Origin of the sequence: Chryseobacterium urinae (assembly GCF_030518295.1) — a bacterium.
Lineage (GTDB): Bacteria > Bacteroidota > Bacteroidia > Flavobacteriales > Weeksellaceae > Chryseobacterium > Chryseobacterium mucoviscidosis.
In genome coordinates, this window is sequence record NZ_JAULSJ010000061.1 from 1 (window position 1) to 8030 (window position 8030).

An 8030-nucleotide genomic window follows, 5' to 3' on the forward strand; every position below is an offset into this window, starting at 1 on the left:
GGCATGTATGATTACGGTGCAAGGTTTTATATGGCTGACATCGGTAGATGGGGAGTCGTTGATCCGCTCGCGGAAAAAATGACCCGTCATAGTCCTTACAATTATGCATTTAATAATCCTATTCGTTTTATTGATCCGGACGGAAGACAGAATGAAGACTGGGTAAAAAGAACTGGTCAAAGTAGTTGGGAATATAATAGCACTATTACGTCTGCACAACAAGCTAAAGATGCCGGATATGTAGCTTATGCTGATGGACGGGGAGATAAAAATAGTACTTACATTACCCCAATGTCAAGTAATGGAGTTGATACTGGTGTAGATAGAGAAGTTGTTTTAGGTGAAGGAGGAAATTATACAGTAGATGGAAAAGCTTTTATTGCAGAAGATCAGGCCCCTTATGTAAGTTCAAAAGAAGTAGATAAGATGGGGAAAGCAATATCAATGCAAATATATGTTCCTGCATTTATTATGTCTGGAGGAAGTGGTTCGGTAGTAATGGACTACTTAACAGGAGCAGCAACAAGAGGACTAACAGATTTATCTACACAAAGTTTTTTTAAAGGAGCAGAAAATGTTGACGGAAGACAACTACTTATAAATACTTTCGTAGGAGGAGGCAATAGTTTTCAGTCAATGGGAAAAACTGCTTTAGCAAATTTCTCCCTTAATATGACTAATAATTTTGGTACTTCTTTGTATAATGGTACATTCAAACAAGATGCAACGATAAATACTGCAAAAATATTTACTGGAGCATTGGGTACTGCTACTGGAATAGTAGGAGGAAATACTTTCACTAATACTTTGCTACCAAGCATTTATATGAATGGTACAGATAAATTATTAAATGATGCAAATGACAAATATAATAAAAGTCGTTAGGCTATTAAAAAATAATTATCATATAATCCTTGCGTTTGGTACATTATTATTTATTATTATGGCGTTCTTTTTATCTCATTTTAATCTAAAGGATGCAAAGAAAAATTCAAAATATACTGTCGCTTACATAACAAGCGACTGGCATCAAAAAAATAATAATGGTGTTGGTACAGATTTTTCGTATTATATAAATGGAGAAAGAATTGACAGAACTTGTGCTAATAGTTTAAAAAAAGGAAGCAAGTATATTCTGTTATATGATTCTATACACCCTCAAAATTATATAATGCTTTATAATCATAAATTATCCAATAATATAAAAGCACCCCCAAATGGATGGAAATTTAAAGATCTTCCTATTAAAATTGACTCTAATGAATTAAAGGTTTATTTTAAGGAATTAAATATTCCATAATATATTATAAAAGAGACTGTTTCAAAAGCTTGAAACAGTCTCTTTTTATCTAAATAATTATTTATTTACTTATTTATTTATTAAGAAATATATAATCACCCCTTAATAGAGATCTTACATATCCTTCCAGATTATTTTGTATCATAAAATTTGAGACAATTAATTTCGTGGAAGATAAATTCCTTTTTTGGTTTAGTTTTTTTATTAAACTGATTGTTTCTTCCAAGTCCTCTTTAGTATTACGTGCAAAATTATTATAAATAGTATCTGTAAATTGACTAAAGTGTATACTTTTGATAATTTCTTGCTTTTTCTTATCGTCCCAGTTATTTTCTTTAGCAGTTTGTTCAACTTTATTTTTACAATAACTGTTAAAATAATTTTCAAACTCAGTTACCTTGATAAGTTCATCAATAAGGATTTGTTTATCTGCTGTAGGCATTGATGGCGGCGGCGGAGCCTGAGCAAAAGCAACAGAAGAGATAAAAAAAGTCAATAATAATAAAATATTTTTCATAGTCTACAAATTAGAAAAAGTTTTACGAGTTTTAAAATCCCTTATGTAAGTATCAATAAGGTCGTACAGTGTTTGTTTTTTACTTTCTTCAAGTTCTTCCAAATCCTTAATTCTGTCCACTGTTCTTTTATCAAAAGATACTTGACTGGTCTCTCCCACGAGATAATCCAAAGTAACGCCTAAAGCATCTGCAATTTTTTTAGCAGCATCAATAGAAGGTATCGCTTCACCTCTCTCATACTTCCCAATCATCACGCGAGAAACTCCGCTTTTATCGGCTAAATCACTTTGAGAGAATCCGTTTTTGTCTCTTAAAGTTGTAATGATACTTCCTATATTCATCCCTAAAAAGATATAAAAGTTCTTGATAATTAATTGTTATATCAAAAATATGAAATTAAAGGATATAAAAAAATCTGATAAGATTTGTTCAAATGAAAACAAAAAGATACATTTGTATCTGATAATAACATAAAGAATTTTTCAAAAATTTTTAAACAATGGAAATCACCGCCATCAAAGAACGCTTATCCTTATCCGCAGTTCTTCAACATTACCACCTTCAGCCCAAAAACAAAATGCTTCATTGCTTTTATCACGAAGACAAAACGGCAAGTCTTCAGGTCAATCTGGAAAAGAACTTCTACAAATGCCACAGTTGCGGAAAAACCGGAGACGTCATCCAGTTTATAGAAGATTACGAGAAACTGACAAAACACGAAGCAATAAAGAAAGCAGAATCTTTAATTGGTGGTTTACAGTTGTCCGTTGAAGGAAAAAAACAAACAGTCAAAAACGAACAGCCAACAACCGACACAGAATTTTTAGAAAGAATGTTTTCCTATTTTAAAAATGCGCTTCATTCTTCCAAACCTGCAAGAGAATATTTAGGCAAGAGAAATCTCGACAACAGTATTCTGGAAATCGGCTACAACTCCGGACAGTTCCATCACGGGGAAAGAAAAACTGAAGAGCTGATAAGAAAAGCACTGGACGCAGGATTATTACAGGATAAAGGCTTAATCAACAGCAGAACCGGAGAAAAAGGCTACAGCCCTTTTGCGAAATGGTGCATCTGTTTTGCGCTGAGAAACAAAGAACACCGGATCACAGGATTATACTTCCGCTCTGCATTATATGATGATCCTTCGTTGGACGGCTCAATAGCGAAACATTTTTACCTGAAGAACCGTTCCGGAATTTATCCCCATTACCCAAACCCTCAAACTCACAAACTCATTCTTACGGAGGCTATTATCGATTGTGCAAGTTTACTTCAGATACAGCCAATTGCCAATAGCTATTCGCTAATGGCTTGCTTTGGAACCAATGGATTGAATGAGGAAATTTCAAAGGCAATACAGGAATGGTGTCATTCTGAGCAAAGCGGAGAATCTAAAGAAATTATCTTTTGTTTTGATAACGATGAAGCAGGAAAAACCGCAGTGGAAAAGTACTCCAAAGAATTTAAAATCTATAATCCAAAATTTAAAATCTCTACCGTTGAATTACCCTGCAAAGATGTTAACGAAACACTGCAACTGCACGATGAAAGTATTTTCACCCAGCTTTTAGAAGAGAGGAAAATTTTATTTTCATCTGAAAAAAGAGACTCCCAAATTACGCAGAACGACACGCGCACTGTCATTCTGACGAAGGAAGAATCTCTAAAAACCAACAACGATCAACCCAAAACAGCAACCGACTTTTTACAGCAAAAGGATCTGCTAAAGAATCTCAATCAGTTAATCGAAAAAGCGGGGATCATTGGCGAAGAACAGTCCAGACTGCTTTTATTTTTAATTACGATCAGTTATTTAAACAAAAGTCCTCTGCACGGAATTGTACAGGGAAGCTCAGGAAGCGGAAAAACCCATATCATAAGCAGGATTGCGGATTTAATGCCACAGGAAGACGTTCTGAGATTTACAAGAATTACGGAAAGCAGTTTATACAATTGGGGCGAGTTCGATTTATTCCAAAAGATCATCATCATTGAAGATCTGGACGGATTAAAAGAAGATGCATTGTATGCGCTGAGAGAATTTATCAGCAACCAAGTTCTGAGAAGTTCAGTTACCATCAAAGACAAAAAAGGAAATAATAAATCAAGTCATAAGATTGTAAAAGGACAGTTCAGCAGTTTATCAGCCACCACCAAAGGCGAAACGTATGAGGATAATATGAGCCGGAGTTTTTTACTGGCAGTCGATGAAAGCAAAGAACAGACACAAAGAATTATCCATTACCAAAACCAAAGGAACGCAGGAGAAATTGATCGGAACGAACAAAATTGGGCGACGAACTTCGTCCAGAAAATCGTAAGGAATTTAAAGCATTATGAGGTCATTAATCCTTTTGCAACAAAACTGAATCTTCCTGAAAAAGTCCATAAAATAAGACGTTTAAATGAAATGTATCAGGCGGTAATAAAGCAGGTTACTTTTATTAATCAATATCAGAGAGAAGTTAAAAACGGCTATCTGATAACAGAAATTGAAGATATCGAACAGGCTACAGAAGTACTGTTTGAAAGTATTGTTTTAAAAGTAGACGAATTAGACGGAAGTTTACGGCAGTTCTTTGAAAAGCTGAAGAAGTTTATAAAAAGTCCTGAAAAAGACTTTATGCAAAGAGAAATAAGACAGGAGTTTAATTTATCGAAAACCCAGTTACAGCGATATATCAACACACTTTTAGAGTTAGAATATATTAAGCAGGTTGGAGGATTTAACAATACAGGAATCCGCTATAAAGTAAGTTACTGGGATAATTACCAAAAATTACGAGCCGAAATAAAGGACTATTTATTAAAACAGATTAAAGAACTGAAAGCATTAAAACAATAAATAAATTGCCTAACCTGCAAGGTTTGGTTCACTACGGTTCGCCATTGGTTCACAAGAAATAAAACTACGACAGCATAACTTATTTAAAATCTATCATTTATAATTTAAAATTACTCTGGCGACCCAAAATAAAAAATATTGAGTAAGCAAAACCGTCGTAGATATGAACCCTGAACTTTACATCTTAAACTTTAAACCTTTAGAATGGAAGAATTTAGAAGATATTTAGAGCTTCGGAACTATCAGAAAAGAAACATTCAGAGAACCTTATCCGCTGTAAGAGAATATGAAGAGTACAGAGCAAAAGGAAACCTTCCGAAAGATTACATCCGCTATCTGAAACAGAGAAAAAATAAAAACAACCCTGCAAAATTACTCAGCAACAATACGGTAAACAATCATTTAACCGCCCTGAAATTATACAAAAATTACAGAAAAGAGATTGAGCAGAAAGAAACCGGACTTGTGATCTGCAAAAGCCTTAAAACCATTGTTCCGGAAGTAGAAATATTAAACCCGGAAGAAATACAGAAACTCTTTGAAACTACTGTAAATAAAAGAGATAAAGCCGTTATCGCAAGTCTGTATTATTTAGGATTAAGAGCCGGAGAATCGGCAGAACTGTTACTGGAGGATGTAGATTTAGACAATGCAAAAGTTTTGATAAGAAAATCCAAAACAGGCTATCAGAGAGAAGTTCCCATCCACAGCAAAGCCTTAGAAATTTTTGAGGAATATTTACAGGAAAGAATCCATAAAGGCGATTGTTTTTTACAGGGACAGAAAGGAAATCTAACTCCTTCCGGAATAGAATTTATCATAGAAAAAACAGCAGAGAAAAGCGGGATTACAAAAAGAATCTATCCCCATTTATTACGGCACAGTATCGCCACACATTTACTGAAAAACGGAATGGAACTGAAAAAAGTAAGCCGGTTTTTAGGACACAGGAGTTTAGAAAGTACACAAAGATACACACACTTATGAAAGAATTTTTACAGTACTTAAAAGATCACTATCATTATGCAGAGCGTACCCTTACAGAGAAAGAAAAGCAGGTTTTGTTATGGAAAAAATTATGTTCAGGGAAACAGGATTTTGATAAAATAAATACCGCAGAACTTTTAAAAATTGCAGCCTTACAGCAGAAAAAATATACCCTTGTTACGGTTAATAATCAGATCAGAACCGTAGAACAATACTTTGAATATTTACAGATCACAGGAAAAAGAAAAGACCATCCTTTAAAGAATTTTAGAATAAAAGTACCGAAAAGACCTTTAATTACAGGATTTTTAACCGAAGAAGAATTACAGGATATCGAGAAGGATTTTAGAGAGAAGAAATACAAAAAAGGACAGTTCAGTTTATTTGGAAAACGCAATCAGATTATTTTAAGCCTTATTATTTATCAGGGTTTAGATACAGGAAGTTTGCGGGAACTTAAAGTAAAAGATATCGATTTAGAGAAAGGAAAAATTACCGTTCCTGAAGCTACAGAAAACCGTTTAAAAGAAAGGATATTATCTTTAGAAGCATCACAGATTTTAGAGCTGTACAAATACATTAATGAGACAAGAGCGGAACTCCTTGAAATCTCAAAAACCATAAAAGAAACTGAAAAGCTTTTTATTATCGGAGAAAACACAAAATTTAGCAGCATAACAAAACAGATCCGAAAACAGATTAATATTGAAAGTTTACAACTGATCAGAAACAGCCGGATTAATCTCTGGCTAAAGCAATATAATGTAAGAGAAGTTCAGTATAAAGCAGGATTTAGATATTTACGAAGTCTGGAATATTTTGACCGTACCGAACTGGAAAACCTGAAACAGGAAATAGAAAAATACATTTGAAAAATTAAAAAAATGGAAGACGAACTTCGTCCCGACGCTTGCATTTTAATAGTTTTCCCGCCCTCCGAATAAAAAAGACATTTTCCTCCAAACTTCCCGCTTCCTTCCTCCCGCTTTAAAGCCACAGCAAATTACATAATCAAAATTATACGCAAAGCAGCCGCTAAACGTTGCCTTCCACTCCGACAAGCTTCGTTACAGGCAAATCCCTCATTGCCTATAATTTGAGATTATGCAAAATGCTTTCCTTTGTTCCGTTTTTGGAAAAAACTCCACAGCAACCGCTTTTAGCCGACCACTTTTCCGAATCTTTCCCGAGCCGAAAAATACCTTTTTTGTCTACACTTCCCACCCTGAATAAGGAAAAATGCGCCAACGCTCTTTACGTCTTTGATTGAAATGACACGGTGGATTAGCAATAAAAATATTAAAATGTGGATAAAGCCGAAGCTGAAACCATCAACTATTTTACCCACATTTTAACATTTTACAACACCGACAACAAGAAATATTTGTCATAAAAAGAATGTGGATTTATGGAAAAAATCCAAAGCTGAATCCCGCGCCGATTTTTCCCACAAGTCCACATTTTGGGCAACAAGAATAACAAAACCACCTGAACCACAAAACAAATCAAAGAAAGATATATATTTGTAAAATAATAGTCCGCTGGTCAGAGCGGACTATCTAATACTAACTTTAATCAAAGTGGTTACAAACTGAGTTTGCAATCACTTTTTTACTTTCCTGCATTCTTAGAAACAATAACAAAAGCTGTCATCGCTAAAATTACAAGGAAAAGCATTCCGAGAATGGTAATTATATTTTCCATACAGCAAATAAAAAAATAAATCTATTAACCAACACTACTATTTTTGACATTAATTACTTTTTCAATTGAAAAAGTAAAAATCTGCGGAAAAAAAAATTAAAATAAATTTTTACACCTACTCAAAATAGGTGTAGGTTCAAGTTGTTAACCTCCTTAAAATAGTAGTAGGTTCGAGCGTTACACCTCATTAAAATAATAGTAGGTTCGAGTGTTGCACCTCCTTAAAATAGTAGTAGGTTAGAGCGTTACACCTCCTTAAAATAATAGTAGGTTCACAAAATAATGTACTATACTGTTTTTTTAGAACTCTAAAAATGATTTACAAAAAATGGATATTGAAAATCAATTCTTTACAGAGGTCTTGGAAAAATCACCGCTTTTTTTGAGAGCTCAGGCAAAAATTACGTTTTTAATTAGCAAGATGTGTCTTTGTCCGTACAAATTTCTTCGAAATTTTTCGCTCAAAGACTTTTCTACCTTTTTTTAAAGGGTAAAAAACTTCGGAACTCAGTTCTTTTTTTTCAATTGAAATAAAAAATAGTAAAAACCCTGTTTTTTTCTTCAGTTGAAATTAATACTTTTGAAAAAGCGAGCAAGAGCAGACGATCACAGTGTAAAGCCTCGCGCGAAGAAAAGTTAAAGTAGGCAAATCCTGAAAACTGGTGTAGACTCA

7 protein-coding genes are annotated in these 8030 nt (G+C 33.9%); 5 read left to right on the forward strand and 2 right to left on the reverse strand.

Annotated elements, in window-relative coordinates; all coding sequences use genetic code 11:
• Together QWT87_RS20635 and QWT87_RS20640 are read left to right on the forward strand one after the other, a co-directional pair.
• Positions 1-885 (forward strand): RHS repeat-associated core domain-containing protein (locus tag QWT87_RS20635; protein WP_302718569.1); only part of this gene is annotated, 885 nt, incomplete at its 5' end.
• A complete protein-coding gene (locus QWT87_RS20640; RefSeq protein ID WP_302718570.1) occupies positions 860-1300 on the forward strand; it encodes a hypothetical protein in 441 nt (146 codons plus the stop codon). The genes QWT87_RS20635 and QWT87_RS20640, both read left to right, overlap by 26 nt.
• Before the next feature lie 73 nt (positions 1301-1373).
• Here QWT87_RS20640 and QWT87_RS20645 read toward each other — a convergent pair whose 3' ends face one another.
• Positions 1374-1817 (reverse strand): hypothetical protein, encoded by a 444-nt coding sequence (locus QWT87_RS20645; protein ID WP_302718572.1) that lies wholly within the window; start codon positions 1815-1817, stop codon positions 1374-1376.
• A 3-nt stretch (positions 1818-1820) separates the two neighbouring features.
• Entirely contained in the window at positions 1821-2159 is a 339-nt protein-coding gene (locus QWT87_RS20650) for a helix-turn-helix domain-containing protein (RefSeq protein ID WP_302718574.1), read from the reverse strand.
• A gap of 158 nt (positions 2160-2317) precedes the next feature.
• Here QWT87_RS20650 and QWT87_RS20655 point away from each other — a divergent pair, with 158 nt between their 5' ends.
• The 3 genes from QWT87_RS20655 (at position 2318) to QWT87_RS20665 (ending at position 6525) form a co-directional block, all read left to right on the forward strand.
• Entirely contained in the window at positions 2318-4666 is a 2349-nt protein-coding gene (locus QWT87_RS20655) for a CHC2 zinc finger domain-containing protein (protein ID WP_302718576.1), read from the forward strand.
• Between the two features lie 204 nt (positions 4667-4870).
• Positions 4871-5653 carry a tyrosine-type recombinase/integrase gene (locus QWT87_RS20660; RefSeq protein WP_302718578.1) on the forward strand — a complete coding sequence of 261 codons (783 nt, stop codon included), beginning with the start codon at positions 4871-4873 and terminating at the stop codon, positions 5651-5653.
• Entirely contained in the window at positions 5650-6525 is an 876-nt protein-coding gene (locus QWT87_RS20665) for a tyrosine-type recombinase/integrase (RefSeq protein ID WP_302718580.1), read from the forward strand. Before QWT87_RS20660 ends, QWT87_RS20665 begins: the two co-directional genes overlap by 4 nt.
• The last annotated feature ends 1505 nt before the right edge of the window (positions 6526-8030 follow it).

Excerpts from the sequence above, each read along its gene's own strand:
- QWT87_RS20660 (WP_302718578.1), top strand. The coding sequence starts at position 4,871 with ATGGAAGAATTTAGAAGATATTTAGAGCTTCGGAACTATCAGAAAAGA.
- QWT87_RS20640 (WP_302718570.1), top strand. The coding sequence starts at position 860 with ATGACAAATATAATAAAAGTCGTTAGGCTATTAAAAAATAATTATCAT.
- QWT87_RS20650 (WP_302718574.1), bottom strand. The coding sequence starts at position 2,159 with ATGAATATAGGAAGTATCATTACAACTTTAAGAGACAAAAACGGATTC.
- QWT87_RS20665 (WP_302718580.1), top strand. The coding sequence starts at position 5,650 with ATGAAAGAATTTTTACAGTACTTAAAAGATCACTATCATTATGCAGAG.
- QWT87_RS20655 (WP_302718576.1), top strand. The coding sequence starts at position 2,318 with ATGGAAATCACCGCCATCAAAGAACGCTTATCCTTATCCGCAGTTCTT.
- QWT87_RS20645 (WP_302718572.1), bottom strand. The coding sequence starts at position 1,817 with ATGAAAAATATTTTATTATTATTGACTTTTTTTATCTCTTCTGTTGCT.